We start from the raw sequence: 18,032 nt of genomic DNA, 5'->3' as shown, positions 1-18,032 counted from the left end.
TTAATCGTTTTAAGCAAATAAAAGCCTCTAAAAGGGCACGCTTATTACTCCTCAAGGAGAGGCCGAAATAGTCGATATTAATGGTTACTAGCGATTATCAAGAATGCTAAACGCAGTTAGCGAATTTCTTCGATAGATTGTTTCCCCTCCTGGTCGTCAATGCGACTGTTCTTCCTTTGTCAGCTTGAAGCGAGAGTGATGCCATCATGAATAGTATTGAATGCGTGCAGGATGGTGGGCATGTTTGATAAGCATCCACTTTTTTTGGCCATGGCAGCAGTACTTGCAAGCAGCGCATTAGCAGGCTGCAGCTCGGGGGGCGGGGGTGTGAGTAGTGGCCCTTCCCAGAGCGTTTTCTCACCGTCTATCGACGACTCAGGTACGAATCAAGTGCCTGTTGGGCCCGTTGATGTTCGCGTTGCGGTCACCGATACCGGCTTTGATATAGCCTCGATTACCAATAGTGAGCGGGTAATCGATAGCCTGAATATTCACACCGGTAACAGCGATGTCAGCGGTGGTAATGAGTGGCACGGTAACGTGGTCTCCTCAGTGATTTCCGGCGGCGACCAAGGGAGAGCACGGCTGGATCTGATCAAAGTCGAAAAAGATGGGGTCACGCTCAGCAGTGCGCTTGATTACGCTATTGGCGTAGCGGCACAACGTGGGGCACGTGTCATTAACACCAGCTTTTCCAATCGGTTTGTGGCCAGCGATCCGCGGCTCTCCTTTAACGGTGTCAGTTCAGCTGACTCTTATCAGCGCGTTGTAAACGCCAATGGCGGCAGCGGTGCGGTTTATGTCATTAGTGCTGGCAACGACGGTCTCGCGATTGATACTCAGGGACGGCCAATGTACGCAAGCCATCCCGATCTTTTCAACATGATGCTGATCGCGGTGGGCACCGACAGTAACGGCAATATTCACTCTTCCAGCAGTTATCCTGGTAGCGATACCCAACTGCAGGAACGCACGATTGCGACCGACTTTGTTAATCGAACGGTGGGCGCTAAGGGCACCTCTATTTCAGCGGCCCGTATTTCTGAATATGCAGCGGGCATCCTCTCTATATGGCCCCACTTGAATGCCCAGCAAGCCAGCCAGCGGCTGCTTGATACGGCCAGCCAAACGAGTGCTCTCTATCAGCAGAATACCTGTGGCGACGGCGCTAATCTAAACTGTGGGTCTTTTTACCTTGGTCAGGGCGAGGCGGATATTAACGCTGCCCTCGCGCCTCAAGGAGACGTCATTGTCCCGCAGAGCGAACAGGTAAGTGCAGGGGGCGAGCAAGCGAATACCTCGTTCATGCAGCTTTCCGGCGCTTATGGCAATGCGCTGGCGGCCTCGGGTGCACTGGACTCAGTCTCGGTGTTTGATGAATTGGGACGCGATTATCAGATGGATTTTAGTGCTCAAGCCCAACAGCGTTTTAACCGCTCGACGCAACTGCGTGACCAAATGGAGCGTATGTCCATTAGTTCGGCACAAGCGATACAAACGGCATCGATGGAAAGCGACCGCTATCACTTTACCTCTCGCGCTAATAACGCGGGTGAGCTTGTCAGTAGCCGTTTCGATGGAACGTTCGGCAGCTCCACCTTGAGTGCGTTTCAGTATACGGGGGAACAGATTGATCCCATGAGCGGCTACGCGGAGTCTGGGATTATGCCGATGATTTCTTTCCAGTCAGGCGACGTGCTTACTCAGGCCTTTGATAATGTTAATGGAATGAAAACGCGCTACGACTTATCCGATCAACTGAGCCTTTCCGCATCGCATTGGGTGGGAGGTGTGAATGATGAGTTGCGTTTCGCTAGCGACTACAGTGCTAACCGCTCAGACATTGAAATGGCTTATCAGCTAACCCCTGGGGTTAATATAAGCACTCATATTGCACGCTTGGATGAGCAGAATGGTCTATTGGGGGCTAACGGATCGGGCGCTCTGGGCTTTGGTAGGCATAATCAGATGACGTTTGTAGGCGCTGGGCTGCAGGCAAACGTCAGCAATGAATTTGCAGCGTTTGCCGAGTTTGAGCAAGGTTATGGCGATGCCGAGGGCAGTGGTTTAGTCACCCAAATTAACGATATTAAAGCCCAGCAAATGGCGTTGGGGCTTCAATGGCAAAAAGACGATGAGCGTGCGGCGTTAACCTTGCGTCAGCCGTTGCGTATCGATCAGGCAACGGCGGAATTCAGTGTGCCGGTTGGCCGTACGCTGGACGGTGGCGTTCTGAGAGAAACGCGCGAGGCGTCTTTGTCCCCCTCCGGGCGGCAACTGGATATTGAGCTGGGTTATGCTTTTATGCCTAGCGAACGTAGCCAGCTGCAGTTTAATTTACTGCATACCATGTCGCCGGGACATAACGCGGATGCCCGTGCCGACAGCGCGGCGATGGTAAATTATCAACTAGCGTGGTAGCCATGGAGGACGCTAGGCAATTGTAATGGGCTAAGCCTTCGCGGCTGCTCATTGCGCCGCTGAACGCCGCCCGCTAAAGTCTCGCCTGTGTTCACTTCGGCGAGACTTTTTTATGGCGACATTGATGATTCAAGGCACCACCTCGGATGCTGGTAAAAGCACCGTGGTGGCTGCGCTATGCCGTGCATTAGCCAGGCGTGGAATATCAGTGGCGCCTTTCAAACCGCAGAATATGGCGCTTAATAGCGCCGTGACCGACGATGGCGGCGAGATTGGGCGCTCAACGGCATTACAAGCCCAGGCATGCTTTTTAGCGCCTCATAGCGATATGAATCCGGTACTGTTGAAACCGGAAACTGATCGTGGAGCCCAGGTGATTTTACGCGGCAAAGTGCATGGTCACATGGATGCCTTGGATTACCATGCTTATAAACGCACCGCGAAAGCGAGCGTGATGGCCGCTTGGCAAGCACTGGAAAGCCGCTTTGATGTGATCATTGCTGAAGGCGCCGGTAGCCCCGCGGAAATTAATCTGCGAGAAGGTGATATCGCCAACATGGGCTTTGCCGAAGCGGTCAACTGCCCGGTACTACTGGTCGGTGATATCGACCGCGGCGGTGTGTTTGCTCAGTTGGTGGGTACCTTGGCGCTTCTGAGTGATAGCGAACAGGCCCGCACCAAAGGTTTTATCATCAATCGTTTTCGTGGCGACATGGCGTTACTCACGCCAGGGCTTGAGTGGCTGGAGGCACGTACCCAAAAACCGGTAGTGGGAACGCTGCCCTATCTGCAGGGGCTGGTGCTTGATTCCGAAGACAGCATTGGCTTAACCCAAGGCGAAAAAGCCAGCCAGACGCTTAACGTGATCGTTCCCGCGCTACCGCGCATCAGTAACCATACCGACTTTGATCCGCTGCGCCTGCACCCTCAGGTCGCGCTATCGTTTATTGGGCCTGATCAAACCATTCCTGCCGCCGATGTGATTATCCTGCCCGGAAGCAAAAGCACTGCCAGTGATTTGCAATGGCTCAAGCACCATGGTTGGGAGCACGCTATTGCTCGCCATTTGCGCTATGGCGGCAAGGTATTAGGTATTTGCGGCGGCTTTCAGATGCTCGGCGATTGGGTCGAGGACCCGCAAGGAATCGAAGGCAAACCGGGAAGGGTGGCGGGGTTGGGATTGTTGCCGCTGACGACGCGTATGGTGCCCGGCAAGCAACTGCGCAATGTGCGTGGGAAGCTTGTGGCAGGGGGCGCTAACGTTAGCGGCTATGAAATCCATAACGGCGTTAGTGAAGGGGCCGCTCTTGAGTCCCCGCTTTTTGACATAGCAGGCCGACCGGAAGGGGCGGTCAGCGACGATGGCCAAGTGCTCGGCAGCTATCTACATGGCTTATTTGATCATCCTGAGGCGTGCCAGGGATTGTTAGCGCTACTGGGCCTTTCCAATAGCGAATCAAGTGATTATCAAGCCCACCGTGAGCGTGAGCTTGATCGTTTGGCCGATATGCTGGAAGCGCACGTTGATATTGAGGCAATCATGACGCTGATTAAAGCTGGCGTTTAGCCATCATGGTAATTTCAACATTGCTCTCGCCTGCGAGGTGGGGGGACTCAGTGCAGGTCCGGGCAGGATAGCGGCCTGCTTCAAAGTACTCCGCGTAAACACTATCCATGTCTTGCATAGTGTGTAAGTCAGTTAGGTGTATATCCACACGCAACACATCGGCTAGGCTTCCGCCCTCCATTTCCAGCATGCGCGATAAGGCTCGCATGACAAGGCGAGTCTCTTCTTTAACGTTTCCCCGCGCAGCGTCGCCGTTAGAAAGGTCAGATACGGTTAACCCTGAAATGAAGACGTAGTGATCATCTACCACCATATGGCTACCGGGAAAGGACGGTGAGGGCATGGTGGGATCATTCGTAAAAGTGGGCATTCTAGCTCCTTCTAGTTGATGTACACGCTTACGGGTTGTTTGACGCCTTTGTAGCCGTAGGATTCCGTATTCAGTATAAATGATTGGGGTACTGTGCGTGGCACAATACACTGTCAAAACGTCAGCGTTTGCTCTAGGCTTGCGGCTTTTTAGGGGCAAGGAGGAGTCAAATGAAAGTCGTACAGGTTAACGCAGAGGCCCAGCGAAACGCTTGTCTGGCGCGCTTATGTGCTGAGGTTTACGGGCAGGAGGCGGGCCTCACCCCGCTGGTGGTATTTACAGGCACGTGTAACGTGCTATTTCCTCAGGAAGCGGCGCGTTTATTTGCCAGTGTGGATGGAAAGGGCCGCCCTCAAGCGCTTGCTCTGCTGGTGCTGGATGAAGAGGGTGTGGGCATGACGGTTACCCACGCGTGCGCGCTGGCTGATGCCAATGCACATCAACACTTGATTAGAGAACTTAGCTTAAAGGCGCCCCTGCGTGTTGAGGCTGACGATGCCCAGCAGGAAGCGTTTTATCAGAAAAGCGGCATTAAGCGTTGGTTTGTCGGATCAAAAGGTAAGCGAATTGGACTAGGCGCACGCCACCCAGCCCAAAGCGTTAGTGAACTGGCGCCTACGTTAGCATTGGATGAAGCGCTTATTCTGCGCCGGTTTAAGCATGATCCCTCAACATTTGAAACCGCCAAAAAGTCATTTTTGAACGGTCTGAACGATTTTCCAGAAACGCTTTGAACGCCGGTCTTAAACACGTTATTAGGGGCCGCCTGGTCGCTGGTAGTGGGTTCACTTTTTTGCCAGTTCACGCATGGCGGTTTCCAGACCCTCCAACGTCATAGGGTACATACGGTCATCAATGATGTCGCGGATTAACTTGGTTGAATAAGTGTATTCCCAGGCACGGGGCGGCAAGGGGTTAAGCCATGCCAGGCGTGGAAATGTGTCGCATAGACGCTTGAGCCATAGGCCGCCTGGTTCGTCGTTGAAGTGCTCTACACTGCCGCCTGGGTGACTAATCTCGTAGGGCGACATCGCGGCGTCGCCGACCACCACTACTTGGTAGTCCGCACCGTAGGTGTTGAGCACATCCTGAGTGGGTATTCGCTCATTGCCCCGGCGCAGGTTGTTCTTCCAGACGCCTTCATAAAGACAGTTATGGAAATAAAAATGCTCCAGGTGTTTAAACTCGGAGCGCGCGGCTGAAAACAGCTCTTCACACACCCGGATATGGTCATCCATTGAGCCGCCCACGTCTAAAAACAACAGCACTTTGACCGAGTTATGACGTTCAGGACGCATTTGCACGTTAAGCAGCCCAGCATCCCGCGCGGTTTCGCGGATGGTGCTGTCGACGTCGAATTCCTCGCGTGCCCCCTGGCGGGCAAATTTACGTAGGCGGCGCAGCGCCAGTTTGATATTGCGCGTGCCAAGCTCCAACGAGTCGTCATAATCTCGAAAGCGGCGTTCATCCCACACTTTGGTGGCCCGCCGGTGGCGGGAGCCGTCCTGACCAATGCGAATACCTTCCGGGTTATAGCCATAGGCCCCAAAAGGACTAGTGCCGCCGGTACCTATCCATTTGTTACCCCCCGCGTGGCGCTCTTTTTGCTCCTCCAGACGTTTTTTGAACGTCTCAATGAGTTCTTCAAGCCCGCCCAGGGACTCGATCTTTGCTTTCTCTTCCTCGCTTAGCTGCTTCTCGAATTCACGGCGCAGCCAATCGTCGGGGATTAACGCCTCAATCGCCGCGTCCATATCGTCAAGGCCTTTAAACCAGGCGGCGAAAGCGCGATCAAAACGATCAAAGTGGCTTTCATCCTTGACCATGACGGTGCGTGCCACATGATAGAACGCTTCCATATCGGCAAATACCACGCCGCGCTCCACCACTGCGTGAAGGTCGAGCAACTCGCGGAGCGATACCGGAACACCCGCGCGCTTTAACGTCTCAAACAGGCCAATAAACATGGCTTAGCGTCCTGTGCCTTTTTGACGACGCAACATAAATGCCAAGCGTTCAAGCAGTTGCGTATCCTGCTCGTTTTTCACCAGAGCACCGGCCATGGGCGGCAACGCTTTAACCGGATCACGGTTATAAAGGGCCTCTTGCGCAAGCTCATCGGCCATCAGCAGTTTGAGCCAATCGACCAATTCAGACGTCGACGGTTTTTTCTTCAAACCAGGCGCCTTGCGCAACTCAAAGAAAACTTCCAGCGCCTCGCCGACCAGTTTCGGCGCAATGTCAGGGAAGTGAACGTCAACGATTGCCTGCATGGTTTCCCGGTCGGGAAACTCGATGTAGTGGAAAAAGCAGCGGCGCAGGAAAGCATCAGGAAGCTCTTTTTCGTTATTCGAGGTAATGATGATAATGGGGCGCTGCTCGGCGCGGATGGTTTCGCCGGTTTCATAAACGTGAAACTCCATACGATCCAGCTCTTGAAGCAGGTCATTTGGAAATTCAATATCCGCCTTGTCGATCTCATCAATCAGCAGGACCACGCGCTCATTTGCGGTAAAGGCATCCCATAACTTGCCGGGCTTGATGTAGTTGGCGACGTTTTCCACGCCCTCTATGCCCAACTGAGAATCCCGCAGTCGGCTCACTGCATCGTACTCATAAAGCCCTTGGGCCGCTTTCGTGCTGGACTTGATATGCCAGGTAATCAACTGGGTATTGAGAGATTCGGCCAGTTCTTCTGCCAACAATGTTTTACCGGTGCCTGGCTCGCCTTTAATCAGGAGTGGACGCTCAAGCACCACAGCAGCATTGACTGCCTGCATGAGCGCATCGGTTGCGATATACGAAGAAGTGGATGCAAACGCCATGGGGAGCCTCTGGTTGTCAAAAACGTATTTCAAAATGGATTCAAACAAGTGTACGTGAGGGTAAACCGCAAGGCCAAGCCACCATTTTCAGTCGCCATTAATCGAAGAAGAGTGACGTTAAAGAACTATCAACGCATGACCTTGTTATGTAGGCACCTATTACTCGTTATAGAGGTTATTCGGCATAGATCATTTTACGTGTCATGCCGCCATCGGCGACAAAATTCTGGCCGGTAATAAAGCCTGCTTCCTGGCTTAGCAGGAAACGAGTTAAAGAGGCTATATCGCTGGGAGTGCCAACGCGGCCAACGGGGTGTTGCTCGCGATCTATGGCACGATGTTCAACCGGCTGCTGCTGACTTGGCTTTTGCCAATCGCCGACTTCGATCCAGCCGGGGCTGATGGCGTTGACCCGAATGTCGGGGCCGAGGCTAATCGCCAGCGCGTGAGTCAGGGCGACGATGCCTCCTTTGCTGGCAGCGTACGCTTCGGTATCAGGCTCTGACTGTAATGCACGTGAAGAGGCCATCAGTACCATGCTACCGCGCTGCTGACGCAGATGCTTTGCCCCATGTTTGGCGCACAAAAATGCGCCAGTAAGATTAGTGCCTAGATACGCTTGCCACTTATCCAGCGACAGTTGCTCAACCGGGCCGTGAAAGGGATCGGCAATGCCCGCGTTATGCACCATGCCATCCAGTTGACCAAAATGGTTCACGGTCTTTTCAATACTCGCCGCCACCTGTGCTTCGTCGCTGGCGTTAGCCGTCAGTACGAGCAGTTTGTCACGATGGGGCAAGCGTTCAGCGGCGGCGGTGAGTGCTTCTTCATCACGATCGGTTATCGCTACACAGTAGCCATCATGCAAAAGCATTTCGGCAATCCCAAGGCCAATGCCCTGGGCTCCTCCCGTCACATAAATCGTGTTATTGGCTGACATGTTAGTTCCTTGATCTATTGGCATGTTAACTATTTATTTATTTTAAATCAGTGGCTTATAATTCGATCATCGCTTTTCTGAGTGGATCCAAATGTTAAATATCGATACAGCCAGCGACAATGGTTGGATTTCCACATACATTGAAATTAATAAAATGTGCTTAGCTGCATGCTTTCATTAATTCTAAGTAGTTAATAATTGGCATGAGAGGTTTGATTATGCTGGAGAGTGAACAGGCGCGGCTGCAGGCACTTCAACGCCTTGCTATTTTGGATACCCCCCCAGAAGAGCGTTTTGACCGAATCACTCGGCTCGCGATCCACCTCTTTGAGGTTGATATAGCCTTAGTGTCATTAGTGGATGAGGCGCGACAATGGTTCAAGTCCCGTCAGGGTTTTCCATTGGCGCAGACCTGCCGAACGGTATCATTTTGCGCCCATGCGATTAAAGGTGAGGGCATTTTTGAAATTGAGGACGCTAGTAAAGACTCTCGTTTTGAAAACAATCAACTAGTGACCTCACCCGGGGGAATCAGGTTTTACGCAGGCGTACCACTAACCACCTCTGATGGATTTCGAGTCGGTACGCTGTGTGTCATTGATAGCCATCCACGGCGGTTAAGCTATGCACAGCGCCAAGCGCTGATTGATTTAGCCACCTGTGTCGAAGAGGAGATTAATCGGATTGGGCTGGAACAAGAGATTGTTCATATCCGCGAAGCACGTCGACGCTTGGAAGAAGCTGAGCATCAGCAGCGTTCATTGGTGCATGCACTCGCGTCGCTGAATGAAATTAGTACATCGCATGAGCTAAGCCTAGCCGAGCAATTAAATGCCGCGCTAGCGCTTGGATGTAGTTATTTCAACATGCAGATTGGTATTATTAGCCGTATTGAAAATAACATGTTTGAGGTTGTGTCTGTCACTGCACCCGAAGGTGTCCCGCTCAGTAATGGTTTGAGTCTTCCGCTCGCTAATACTTATTGCGATATGACACTTAAAACGGGCGAACTGCTGGCTATTTATAATGTAGGCGAAGATAATGCGCGTCATTATCCTTGTTATTCTCAATTTGGTCTAGAAGCTTATATTGGTATCGTCATTTATCTGGATGGTGAGTATTTCGGCACCTTAAGCTTCTCATCCGATTCCCCTCGTGACACGGATTTCTCTGAAGCCGATAAACTGTTTATAAAATTACTAAGCCGCTGGGTAAGCGCTGTTTTAGAGCGTCAGCGAGTGGATACGTTAAAAAACGAGTTTGTATCAATTGTTAGCCATGAGCTGCGTACTCCGTTAACGTCGGTCATTGGCGGCATTAAACTGGTGCTAGGCGGTGTAACGGGCGAGATGTCTGATCAAACGCATGATTTACTCTCCATGGTGTTAAAAAATAGCGAGCGTCTGGGCGAATTGATTAACGACCTACTCGATATGGAGAAGTTGCTGGCGGGTCAAATAAACATAACGTGTGAGCCGTATTTAGTTAATGAATTATTATCTATATCGCTTGAAGAGAACCAGGCTTATGCCGATCAACTTGGGATTACCCTCAAACTCACGCCTTTGAAAAAAGCGTGTTTGATTAATGTTGATTTTTTACGCTTTCAGCAAATCATGGCTAATTTGCTATCAAATGCAGCTAAGTTTTCCTTACCTGGAAGTAATGTGGTTATTGTGTGTGATGAGAGCGAAGAACGTATTCGTATCAATGTAAAAGACACGGGTTGTGGTATTCCCAGTGGATTTAAAAAACATATTTTTAAAAAGTTTTCACAAGCCGATGGTAGCGATCAGCGTAGCAAAAATGGAACGGGATTAGGCCTTTCAATCAGTAAAGCCTTAACAGAACGGATGGGCGGCACGATTGGGTTTTCTTCAGAGGAGGGAGAGGGAAGCACTTTCTATATTACATTTCCTTGCCTAAAGGAGAATGCCGATGCGAACGCTTAACTCATTACCCTCTCCGTTAATAATACCCATGCGGGCAGGTGTGGCGTGGTTCATTCTCTTGCTGGTCATGGGAGTAGTGGGCAATATGCTGCAGCTCTCGGTTCTGTTTAAAGTATATTTTGTTTTTGGGTCTGTGTCGGTCATGCTCGCCATTGCTTGGCTGGGTGTGTTACCGGCCATTGGTGTCGGACTTGCTTCAGGGCTCTATACCTATGTTTTTTGGGAGAATCCGGTCACCGTAGTAGTGTTCATACTCGAAGCTATCGTTGTGTCTTGGCTTTATCACTATAAAATCAAAAATATTATTATTGCCAGTCTGCTTTTTTGGGTAGTTATTGCCGCTCCTATCGATTTTCTATTGTTTCCCTATCTAATGGGTTGGAGTCAAGAGCTAACGCTGTTGGTTTATTTAAAGCAGGCGGTGAATGGGGTACTGAATGCAGTCATCGCTAGCGGTATTATTATTGCTTTTGGTTTGTCTCGGCGTCACTGGCTGCCCACCGCTGGATCATTGCTAAAGCTGAGGCATTTACTCTTTTGCGCCTTGTTGACCGTTGCCTTGATAACAGGCATTCCGCTTGTACTGTATGAAGGTCATGCGATGCGCCAAGGGCAAGAACGATTTGTCGATCAAACGCTCGCAACGATGGGCGAGAATTTACTTGCTCGGCTGGATGAACCTAACGCTGAGTCACGTTATGACTACCATCTGAACCGTGTTCAAGGTCAGTCTGACGTTAGTATTGCCTTATTGGGTGAGCAAGGAGAAGTATTAAGTCAGGTAGGCCGCCTTGAATCATTAGTGTTGGCGCCAGAGGATGACGTGCTGGCGATCAATGAGCGTACTATCATGTGGCTACCTGGCAGCATTGAAGCGCCGGGAGGAAGGTTTGCTCAGGGAGTTTACGCTTTAACCATGCCCGCTCAAGGTAGAGCCGGCGTTGATCAAATTCAAATTGAAACACCTGCGTTATCGACAGTCACCGCCATGGAGGCTTACCGCTCGGTGCTGTTCATCATGTTAGCGGCTGTATTGGGGTTAGGTATTTTAGCGGCTGAGTTGTTAAGCCGTATGATTACGTATCCTTTAATGCGTTTAGGGCGTGCTGGAAGAGCCCTCAGCCACTCTATCGCTCATGGCGATCCTCACCGTTTACCTCATAGCCGCATTGTTGAATTTCAACAGCTCTCCGATTTACTTGGCACGATGAGCCAAGAACTGAGTAGCGCGTTTAAAAGCTTGCGCCATACACAAAGTAATCTTGAACATCAGGTAGAGGAGCGCACTAGTGCATTAGCCATCAGTAATGACTTGCTTAGCTCGGTGTTCGACTCTGCTGCTGATTTCGCCATTATTGCCGCCGATACACAGGGGAATGTAACGCTCTTTAATAAAGGCGCTGAAAATATGCTGGGTTATAGCGCCAGTGAGATTGTCGGGCTGCATACCGTCATGTTGTTTCACGACTCAAATGAGGTTGAGCAGCGCTTAAAGGAGTTAACCGCAGTAGCTGGCCACGAGTTAACCCCCTTTGATGTTTTTACCCATCGCACGGTTATCGATAAGCGCGAAGCAAACGAGTGGACTTACATAGCGCATTCTGGCAAACGGTTGCCCGTGAAGCTTGTGGTGAGTGCCATCATCGATGCGCAAGGTGTTATTACCGGTTATTTGGCGATTGCCGAGGATATCTCTGAATCCAAGCGCATCGAACAGATGAAAAATGAGTTTATCGCTACCGTTAGCCATGAACTGCGCACACCGTTAACCTCAATTTCAGGTGCACTTGGCATGATTGCGGCGGGTGCACTAGGGAATGCTCCGCCCCAAATGATGCAGATGGTCTCTATTGCTAATAAAAACAGTCAGCGTTTAACGCACCTTATTAACGACCTATTGGATATTGAGAAAATTGCTGCTGGGAAGTTGGCGTTCGACATGCATTGGCAACCGTTGCAAACGCTGTTGGAAAATGCGATTGAAGAAAATCGTCATTTCCAGCATGAGCGCAATATCACCCTAGTGCTGCGTCCTGAGAATATAGATGTGCAGGTCAGGGTAGATGCACAACGACTTCAACAGGTACTGGCAAATTTACTTTCTAACGCGGTGAAGTTCTCACCCGACGGCGGTGAGGTTCTAATTTCAGTGGATAAGCAGGGGCACCAGGTCGTCGTTAATGTGCAAGACCAAGGCCCCGGTATACCTGACACTTTTAAACCCCAGATCTTTAATAAATTTGCTCAGGTAGACGGCTCTGACTCACGCGCCAAAGGCGGTACAGGACTAGGACTGGCTATCACTCGCGAGTTGATTGAGCATATGGATGGAGAGGTAGGCTATGTGTCTGAGCAGGGCAAGGGCGCCTGTTTCTGGTTTTCACTACCGCTACACCCTGCGTCTTCATTGCCCCATCACAGCAGTCATGAGGCCTACGCAGGGCGTATTCTGGTCATCGAAGATGATGTGTCAGTCGTAAGGGTCTTGCAGGCAACGCTGACTCAGGCAGGTTACAACGTTGATTCAGCTCCCACAGGAGCAGACGCATTAAAGAAGCTGGCGCTTCACCGCTACGATGCCATTACCGTCGATATTGGCTTGCCCGACATGAGCGGTTTTGAAGTAATCCAGACCATTCGTGAGCAGCGCTCCGCCAAACATACGCCAGTGCTTGTGGTTACAGGCAGTGTTGAGCGTGGGCAGGTGGCACTGGAAGGTCATCTCGAAGATATACCGTGGTTGGCTAAACCGGTGCAAATGCCTCATTTGCTGGCGTTACTCAATGAGCAGGTACAGGCGCATCAAGAGCGCCTAACGTTACTGCATATCGAAGATGACCCCGATCTGCATGAAGTGGTTCGCACCATGTTACGCGACCACGCTAACTGTGATCACGCAGGTAGTTTTGCCATGGCACGTGAGTGTTTAACACAGCGCCACTACGATGCGATTATTTTAGATCTAGGGCTGCCCGATGGCGAAGGGTGGGGCTTGTTGGAGCACATCCGTGAGAAACAACCCAACACTCGTATTATTATCCTTTCGGGACAAGCTATTAGCGATAGTGAGCAACATCGTGTTGAGGCCGTTGTGCTGAAATCGCGTATTAGTCCCGCGCAACTGCTCAAAGCTATTCAACAACAAACCCAACTGGTATGAAGGGAGTATGCAAATGAGTAGCTTGGAACGTATTTTGTACGTAGAAGATGACCTTGATATTCAAACGGTAGCAACCTTGGCGCTTGAAGTAGTGGGTGGTTTTAACGTCAAGGTATGCTCTTCTGGTGAACAGGCAATGGAGGAAGTGGTGGCGTTTGCTCCCGATATGATCTTGCTGGATGTCATGATGCCCGGTATGGATGGGCCCACCTCGCTGAAAGCATTGCGCCAGTTGGATAGCCTTGACGAAGTGCCGATTGCCTTTATGACGGCAAAAGTCCAGTCGCATGAAGTGGATCAATTGATCAAGCTGGGTGCTGTAGGGGTGATCACCAAGCCGTTTGATCCCATGGCACTAGCTATCCAAGTTCGCAGCCTATGGGAGCAGGCGCATGGTTGACAATGAACAGCAGCAGCTCGAGCAAAAACTAGCGCTTTTAAATCAAGGCTACCAGCAAAATTTACAGGCTGAGCTGGTATCTCTTCGGCAGGTAATAGAAGACTTGCAGGGACGACTTGACCCCACGCAGACATCCGAATCCTGTGATACTAACCTCGCAGCCGTGAGGACACTTCTCGATGATATGAATCGACGTTTACATAAAATAGCGGGCTCGGCTGGTACCTTCGGTTGGGACGCCATTGGAAGCCGGGCACGTGTCTTGGAAGCCAGCCTGACGCCATGGTTGGAAGAAAACACAGTAGAAGCTGATCAGCCGCTGTTAGACATGCTTGATCAGGAGCTGTACGCCATGCAGCAAGCGTTAGCGCCTTGTGACCAGCACATCATTGAAGCCTTTCCTAAACCCTCAAACGCCCATACACCAGCCAGCATTTGGCTAATTGAGGAGAATGCTGAGCCAGACAAGCGTATCTTTGAACAGCTTACCAACTTCAGCTACGAGGTTAAGTTGTTCTCCACCGTAGCAGAGGCTCAGGTCAGTAGTGAGAATACCCCACCTGATGTGGTAGTGGTTGATGCAACGCCGGGGTTGGAAAGACTTTTACCATTAAAGACATTAGGCTGTCCGCTGCTGCTTATTAGCGATCAAGATGGCTTTGAGGACCGTATCAAGGCCGCCCAATTAAATGCACACGGTTACTTTTTAAAACCCCTCAATATTCCCCAATTGGTGAGTCGGCTTGAGCAATTGCTGCAAGAGCGTTCGGCACCACCCGCGAGGATTTTGATTGTCGATGATGATTATCAGTTGGCAGCGTATTACCAGCTGGTGCTAGAAGCCGCCCGAATGGAAGTTCGGATACTTGATCATCCTCACCAAATTATTGAAGAACTGGGTTCGTTTAGGCCCGAATTACTGTTGATGGATGTCCACATGCCGGAGTATGACGGCCCTGATTTGGCCTCTGTGGTCAGGCAGTATGATGAGTGGAGCAGTCTTCCTTTTGTGTTTCTTTCCGCCGAAACGGATCTCAATAAACAGGTAGATGCCCTCAGTCATGGGGCTGATGACTTTCTTACCAAGCCTATTTCAGCGGCTCAGTTGGTGGCCTCTGTTCGGGCCAGGGTGGCGCGGGCGCGCACTTTGTCGGCGTTACTAAACAAGGACAGCCTCACGGGGCTATTAAAGCATGCCAGTATCAAAAGCGCGGCTATTAATGAAATTGCCCGTGCCTACCGGCAGGGTTACCCGCTGGTGGTTGCGATGCTGGATATCGACCATTTTAAAAACGTTAACGACACCTACGGCCATGCAGTGGGGGATGTCGTGATTGCCTCTGTCGCAACACTTTTGCGTCAGCGGTTGCGCCAAACGGATTTAATAGGTCGCTACGGAGGGGAAGAGTTTCTAATTGTGTTATCGCATTGTGGTGAACAGGATGGATGGAAAAGGCTTGAAGATGTACGTAAGTATTTTGCTAAGTTGCGGTTTAACCAGGGAGAACAAGAGTTCGCCTGTACATTATCCGCGGGCATGGTATGTAGTCGTGATGCCACCGAGGAGCAGCGTAGCAACCTGTTAATTGCAGCCGATGAAGCCCTTTATCGGGCTAAGCGGTCAGGACGTAATAAGGTGTGCAACTAACGATGAGCAGCACAGCTAATGCAGCACAGCTAATTATGAGCCGCATAGCTCAGCATGAGCGGTACAAGTAAGTATAAGAAGAGCAGATAAGCACGAGCAAGGCGGCGTTTGAGCGATTGTGAGGCAAGAATGTGTTTGGTTGAGCATTTCTGGTGCAAGAGGCCGAGGTAAAAGCATTCTTACTTATGTAAACACTTATTTTATTTTTATAAGTTATTGATATTTAAATTTTATTTAATTTATGGCACGCAGATCGCAATATAAATAGCAAAGGATGAGAGTAAAGAGAGCCATCGCTTACTTTCGGGTTTCTCTCCCTGCTTCATCCACATTGCTACATTACGTAGCGATACACCGAGTGAGCTGGCGTGCTCCACCTGGGTCCCCTTCGGGGGACTTTTTTTATGCCTGTAAAAAACTAGGCTCTGTCTGAAAACTGGCTGTGCTCGATCATACGGCGTTAAAAATCGGCTCAAAGTACTCATTTACAACCTGTAAACTCCGTCTTTTCGCCAATTTTTGCCTTGTCTGATCTTCGCTCGCCGACTTTTCAGAAAAACCTAACATAGTTAAATAACTTATAATAATATTTGACAGAAAATTTGGAAACACTGTTCGCGTACTATATACTGTATAAGTAAGTTTGATAGACAATGTTGCAATCCTAGGCGCAAGGAAATAAGCGCTGCATAAAAGAGGATGACCCTGATGAGTAAAATGAAATTAATGTCTGCTGCTGTCATTACCGCTGGTTTCGCACTGGCAAGCCAAGCGGCTCTTGCTTATAACGCTGGTGACGTCTTTGTACGTGGCGGTGTTGCCCAAACGGACACGGGTTCAGGTAATGGCAATGTGGGTGGTGATTCATTAAGTGTTGATGAAGCGCGTGGATTCACATTCGGCGCAGGTTACCTGTTTACTGATAAGGTCGGTGTTGAGCTGAATAGTTCAGAGAAATTTGAACACGACTTTACGACCGATTCTGGAGCCAGCGGCAGCGTAGATCGTCTGCCAGTCAATCTGCTGGTCAACTACTACCCCATGGGTGGCTTGGATTCTCGCGTACAGCCTTATGCGGGTGTCGGTCTTAACTATACGCATTTCTCTAACGAGCCCTCGGGTATGAGCATTGATCATAGCTATGGTGCGATTGGACAGGTAGGTATTGATCTGGCCGTGACCGATAACATCATGCTCAATGGTTACGCCAGCTATGCAGACGTTAGTGCTGATATCAATGCGGCGGGTGTTAGTGGCGAAGTGGACATGGAGCCCGTCACTGTTGGTGGTGGTATCACCTACCGTTTCTAAGCGGATCAGTCAGTTTAGCTTTTAGTACCGGTAACAATTAACGCCTAGCCTTGTGCTAGGCGTTTTTGTTGGTGTGATAAAGGCAAGGAGGGGCGAGTTTAGGGTGTCAGGTTATCAACACCGCTTTCTGTCACTACCACGTTATCTTCAATACGAATGCCGCCGCACGGTGCTAGCTGATCAATCCGCTCCCAATTGAGAGGAAGCGTTGAGTCACGCAAGGGGGCAAGCAGCATCGCAATGAAATAGAGCCCAGGCTCAATGGTCACGACCATGCCAGGGCGCAGGGTGCGCGTCAGGCGAAGCGCTGGGTGAGATTCTGGTGCTGGCGCTGGCGTACCGTCAGGGTGACGTAGCCCCGCCACATCATGCACCTGTAGACCCAGTGAATGACCCAATCCATGTGGGCAGAAAGCGCGAGTAACGCCTTCGGCTACTGCCTGCTCAGCACTGCCTTTGAATAGATTGTGCGTCACCAATATGTCGGCCAAGAGCCGATGCATCTTCTCATGCAGCGCTACAAAGCTAACGCCGGGCGCGACTGCATTGACCAGCTCATCTTTTAGACCATGCAGGGCGTCTACCAGCTCGCCGAACACAGCAGGGGCGTCTGGGCCAGCATAAGTGCGAGTAATATCGGCACAGTAGCCACGAAAGCGACGGCCAGCATCCACCAATAGGCTGTAGCGATGTCTCGGCGCGCTCAGATCATAGTGCTGGTAGTGCAGAACACCAGCGTGCTCATTTAAACCAATAATATTTTGATAGGGCACCGCCGACTCACGCTGACGGCTGGCTGCCAGGTAAGCTAGCTGGATATCGAGCTCGCCGGTTGATTCATTAAAAGCAGCCTGTGCCGCTTGATGGCCGGTAATTGCCAAACGGTTGGCTTCACCAAGGCAGGCGACTTCATAAGGGGTCTTGTAAAGGCGCAACTCATCGAGTGCCACTAATAACCGTTCAGGCTGGCATGTTGCGTTTAAGGACTTTTGTGTGCTGGCTGTAAACTGCTCTATATCGCCTACCACCGCGGCATTAGCGGTCAAGGGCGGCGCTATTTTCTCATGGCAAAAGTGAATATCGAATGCTTCTACCCACGGCTCATCAGGTAGATGCGTGGGTAAATGCCAGAAGTCTGCTGGGGCATACAAGTAAAGTTGTGGGCGCTGTTCCGGTTGAATGACCAGCCAGCTATGTTCGACATCCGCCAATCCCACCCAGTGCATAAAGTGACCGTAGGCTTGAAAAGGCGGAGCATGATCGTCAGCAAAGTGAACGCTGGCGTGACCGCTGTAGATCGCTAGGCTATCAAAGCCGTGATCGACCAACAGCGCTGAATAAGCGCGTTGTAGATGAGCAATGTGATCAAGCTGCAGGTTAAATAAGTTGGTTGACATCAAAATGTCCTTTCGTGATAACGAGTCACGCCCAAGCGTCT

Annotated in this window: 13 protein-coding genes; 8 read left to right on the top strand and 5 right to left on the bottom strand. The window is 50.7% G+C overall.

Annotated elements, in window-relative coordinates; genetic code table 11:
- Positions 1–240: 240 nt before the first annotated feature.
- Entirely contained in the window at positions 241–2,421 is a 2,181-nt protein-coding gene (locus ACFFLD_RS12685; protein WP_386041181.1) for a S8 family peptidase, read from the top strand.
- A gap of 112 nt (positions 2,422–2,533) precedes the next feature.
- Positions 2,534–3,988 (top strand): cobyric acid synthase, encoded by a 1,455-nt coding sequence (locus ACFFLD_RS12680; RefSeq protein WP_386041179.1) that lies wholly within the window; start codon positions 2,534–2,536, stop codon positions 3,986–3,988.
- Here ACFFLD_RS12680 and ACFFLD_RS12675 read toward each other — a convergent pair.
- Entirely contained in the window at positions 3,972–4,358 is a 387-nt protein-coding gene (locus ACFFLD_RS12675) for a RidA family protein (protein WP_386041177.1), read from the bottom strand. The genes ACFFLD_RS12680 and ACFFLD_RS12675 overlap by 17 nt on opposite strands.
- Before the next feature lie 170 nt (positions 4,359–4,528).
- Here ACFFLD_RS12675 and ACFFLD_RS12670 point away from each other — a divergent pair, with 170 nt between their 5' ends.
- Entirely contained in the window at positions 4,529–5,092 is a 564-nt protein-coding gene (locus ACFFLD_RS12670) for a hypothetical protein (RefSeq protein ID WP_386041175.1), read from the top strand.
- Positions 5,093–5,143: 51 nt separating this feature from the next.
- On the opposite strand, the gene ACFFLD_RS12665 is transcribed toward ACFFLD_RS12670, so the two are convergent.
- From ACFFLD_RS12665 to ACFFLD_RS12655, 3 genes are all read right to left on the bottom strand, one after another.
- Positions 5,144–6,325, bottom strand: a complete 1,182-nt coding sequence (locus ACFFLD_RS12665) for a vWA domain-containing protein (RefSeq protein ID WP_386041173.1) — start codon at positions 6,323–6,325, stop codon at positions 5,144–5,146.
- 3 nt (positions 6,326–6,328) lie between these two features.
- Complete coding sequence (locus ACFFLD_RS12660; RefSeq protein ID WP_386041171.1) at positions 6,329–7,183, bottom strand: AAA family ATPase; 855 nt, start codon at positions 7,181–7,183, stop codon at positions 6,329–6,331.
- A gap of 175 nt (positions 7,184–7,358) precedes the next feature.
- Positions 7,359–8,123, bottom strand: coding sequence for an SDR family oxidoreductase (locus ACFFLD_RS12655; RefSeq protein WP_386041169.1), 765 nt, complete (start codon positions 8,121–8,123; stop codon positions 7,359–7,361).
- Positions 8,124–8,341: 218 nt separating this feature from the next.
- On the opposite strand from ACFFLD_RS12655, the gene ACFFLD_RS12650 reads away from it, so the two are divergent.
- From ACFFLD_RS12650 to ACFFLD_RS12630, 5 genes are all read left to right on the top strand, one after another.
- Entirely contained in the window at positions 8,342–10,075 is a 1,734-nt protein-coding gene (locus tag ACFFLD_RS12650) for a sensor histidine kinase (RefSeq protein WP_386041167.1), read from the top strand.
- A complete protein-coding gene (locus tag ACFFLD_RS12645) occupies positions 10,062–13,235 on the top strand; it encodes a response regulator (RefSeq protein WP_386041165.1) in 3,174 nt (1,057 codons plus the stop codon). Before ACFFLD_RS12650 ends, ACFFLD_RS12645 begins: the two co-directional genes overlap by 14 nt.
- A gap of 13 nt (positions 13,236–13,248) precedes the next feature.
- The gene (locus ACFFLD_RS12640) at positions 13,249–13,635 is read left to right on the top strand and encodes a response regulator (protein ID WP_386041163.1); all 387 of its coding nucleotides are present in this window, start codon (positions 13,249–13,251) and stop codon (positions 13,633–13,635) included.
- On the top strand, positions 13,628–15,283 hold the full coding sequence (locus ACFFLD_RS12635) for a diguanylate cyclase (protein ID WP_386041161.1): 1,656 nt from the start codon (positions 13,628–13,630) through the stop codon (positions 15,281–15,283). Before ACFFLD_RS12640 ends, ACFFLD_RS12635 begins: the two co-directional genes overlap by 8 nt.
- A gap of 708 nt (positions 15,284–15,991) precedes the next feature.
- Positions 15,992–16,594 carry an OmpW/AlkL family protein gene (locus ACFFLD_RS12630; protein ID WP_386041159.1) on the top strand — a complete coding sequence of 201 codons (603 nt, stop codon included), beginning with the start codon at positions 15,992–15,994 and terminating at the stop codon, positions 16,592–16,594.
- Positions 16,595–16,692: 98 nt separating this feature from the next.
- On the opposite strand, the gene pepQ is transcribed toward ACFFLD_RS12630, so the two are convergent.
- Complete coding sequence (gene pepQ / locus ACFFLD_RS12625) at positions 16,693–17,991, bottom strand: Xaa-Pro dipeptidase (RefSeq protein ID WP_386041157.1); 1,299 nt, start codon at positions 17,989–17,991, stop codon at positions 16,693–16,695.
- Between the last annotated feature and the right edge of the window lie 41 nt (positions 17,992–18,032).

Source organism: Vreelandella sulfidaeris (assembly GCF_042429665.1).
GTDB lineage: Bacteria > Pseudomonadota > Gammaproteobacteria > Pseudomonadales > Halomonadaceae > Vreelandella.
This window is presented reverse-complemented; position numbering and strand designations above follow the sequence as displayed.

What these genes read in the sequence shown, in the direction of transcription:
- ACFFLD_RS12665 (WP_386041173.1), bottom strand. Translation starts at nt 6,325, where the DNA reads ATGTTTATTGGCCTGTTTGAGACGTTAAAGCGCGCGGGTGTTCCGGTA.
- ACFFLD_RS12650 (WP_386041167.1), top strand. Translation starts at nt 8,342, where the DNA reads ATGCTGGAGAGTGAACAGGCGCGGCTGCAGGCACTTCAACGCCTTGCT.
- ACFFLD_RS12680 (WP_386041179.1), top strand. Translation starts at nt 2,534, where the DNA reads ATGGCGACATTGATGATTCAAGGCACCACCTCGGATGCTGGTAAAAGC.
- ACFFLD_RS12645 (WP_386041165.1), top strand. Translation starts at nt 10,062, where the DNA reads ATGCGAACGCTTAACTCATTACCCTCTCCGTTAATAATACCCATGCGG.
- ACFFLD_RS12685 (WP_386041181.1), top strand. Translation starts at nt 241, where the DNA reads ATGTTTGATAAGCATCCACTTTTTTTGGCCATGGCAGCAGTACTTGCA.
- ACFFLD_RS12655 (WP_386041169.1), bottom strand. Translation starts at nt 8,123, where the DNA reads ATGTCAGCCAATAACACGATTTATGTGACGGGAGGAGCCCAGGGCATT.
- ACFFLD_RS12660 (WP_386041171.1), bottom strand. Translation starts at nt 7,183, where the DNA reads ATGGCGTTTGCATCCACTTCTTCGTATATCGCAACCGATGCGCTCATG.
- ACFFLD_RS12630 (WP_386041159.1), top strand. Translation starts at nt 15,992, where the DNA reads ATGAGTAAAATGAAATTAATGTCTGCTGCTGTCATTACCGCTGGTTTC.
- ACFFLD_RS12640 (WP_386041163.1), top strand. Translation starts at nt 13,249, where the DNA reads ATGAGTAGCTTGGAACGTATTTTGTACGTAGAAGATGACCTTGATATT.
- ACFFLD_RS12635 (WP_386041161.1), top strand. Translation starts at nt 13,628, where the DNA reads ATGGTTGACAATGAACAGCAGCAGCTCGAGCAAAAACTAGCGCTTTTA.
- pepQ (WP_386041157.1), bottom strand. Translation starts at nt 17,991, where the DNA reads ATGTCAACCAACTTATTTAACCTGCAGCTTGATCACATTGCTCATCTA.
- ACFFLD_RS12670 (WP_386041175.1), top strand. Translation starts at nt 4,529, where the DNA reads ATGAAAGTCGTACAGGTTAACGCAGAGGCCCAGCGAAACGCTTGTCTG.
- ACFFLD_RS12675 (WP_386041177.1), bottom strand. Translation starts at nt 4,358, where the DNA reads ATGCCCACTTTTACGAATGATCCCACCATGCCCTCACCGTCCTTTCCC.